The organism is Winogradskyella pacifica (genome assembly GCF_013403915.1).
Lineage (GTDB): Bacteria > Bacteroidota > Bacteroidia > Flavobacteriales > Flavobacteriaceae > Winogradskyella > Winogradskyella pacifica.
This window is the reverse complement of sequence record NZ_JABFDI010000050.1, coordinates 1-1,280: the sequence shown is the minus strand read 5'-3', so window position 1 is coordinate 1,280 and position 1,280 is coordinate 1. Positions and strand designations below refer to the sequence as shown.

At 58.5% G+C, this 1,280-nt stretch carries 1 pseudogene; it reads left to right on the top strand.

Features of this window, described 5'->3' with window-relative positions:
* Positions 1 to 706: 706 nt before the first annotated feature.
* Positions 707 to 1,280, top strand: a pseudogene (locus HM984_RS18000) (transposase); the annotation flags it as partial.

Here is a 1,280-nt window from a genome sequence, read left to right as displayed (position 1 = left end):
CGTCGAACAGACTAATGAATCCGTCGTCACCTTTGGGTTTGCCCCGCAGTCAGGCCCAGCGCCTCGCAACAAAAGCGAGTAGGTTTCGCAATGCCGAAAGCGCCGATAACCGTCAGAAACTGGTGGGTGCAGCACAGTGAGAGTGCTCAATTAATCCAAGAGCGCTACCGCCAGCGTTGTTTGTCAAGAGTACTCACAATTATCGATCTCGTGAGAAGGGGTCGACAGTATCCATGTCCGGTACAAACGGGCACGGTGATGGGGATGGGTCGGCCGCCGCCCAGCTTCTAGACCGTATGGGGGCCAGTTGCGGGGCCGAAGGCCTCGAGCTGCAAACGGACGTGGGTTGCCAGTGAGAAGACACACTGGTAGAGCCACATTGCAGATGACAGGAGGCCTCCGGTGATTATCAAGGGTACAAGTGTTGGGTTGGATGTACACGCTCGTTCGGTTGTTGCGCACGGCATCGATGAAGACGCGGGTCGAGTGGTCACAGCACGGTTGACACCTGATTTCGGGTCGATCCTCGCCTGGTTGATGGCGTTGTCCGGGCCGGTGAAGGTGGCGTATGAGGCCGGTCCGACAGGATTCGGCTTGGCTCGGGCGATCATCGCGGCGGGGATGGACTGCGTGGTGTGATCGGCCCAGGGATTTCGGACAGTGGACCCGCTTAGAATAGGGATCTACTGAAATGAGTCAGACCAGCATGAGCAGATCACGGCGATCGTTCTCGGCAGAGTTCAAAGATGAACTGTGCCGCGAGGTGATCGAGTCGTCCAAGCCGATCAGCGAAGTTGCCAAGGCCTACGCGGTCGGCGATGACAGCCTGCGCCGATGGCTCGCGAAGTATCGCGACACCCACGGCGGCAGTGTGGGCAGTGAACTCACTCTGACCGAACGGGCCCGCCTGAACCAACTCGAACGAGAAATACGTGAATTGCGTTCTGAGGCAGCGTTTTTGAAAAAAGCAGCCTCGTACTTCGCGCGGGAGCCACGGTAGTGGCGAAGTACGAGTTCATAGATTCCTACGTCGCGGACGACTCCGCGACAACACCGATCACCGACCGTTGCCGTTGGCTCGAGGTGTCCACCTCCGGTTTTTACCATTGGCGCAGTAGACCGCAGTCGGCGACGTCGAAACGTCGTGATGCTTTGGCCGGGCAAATTCGAGTGTTCTTCGACGCAGCACACGGTACCTACGGGTATCGGCGCATCCACGCCGACCTACAGTCCGCCGGCGTCGAATGCTCACCAGAACTGGTTCGTTCGATCATGCGCGA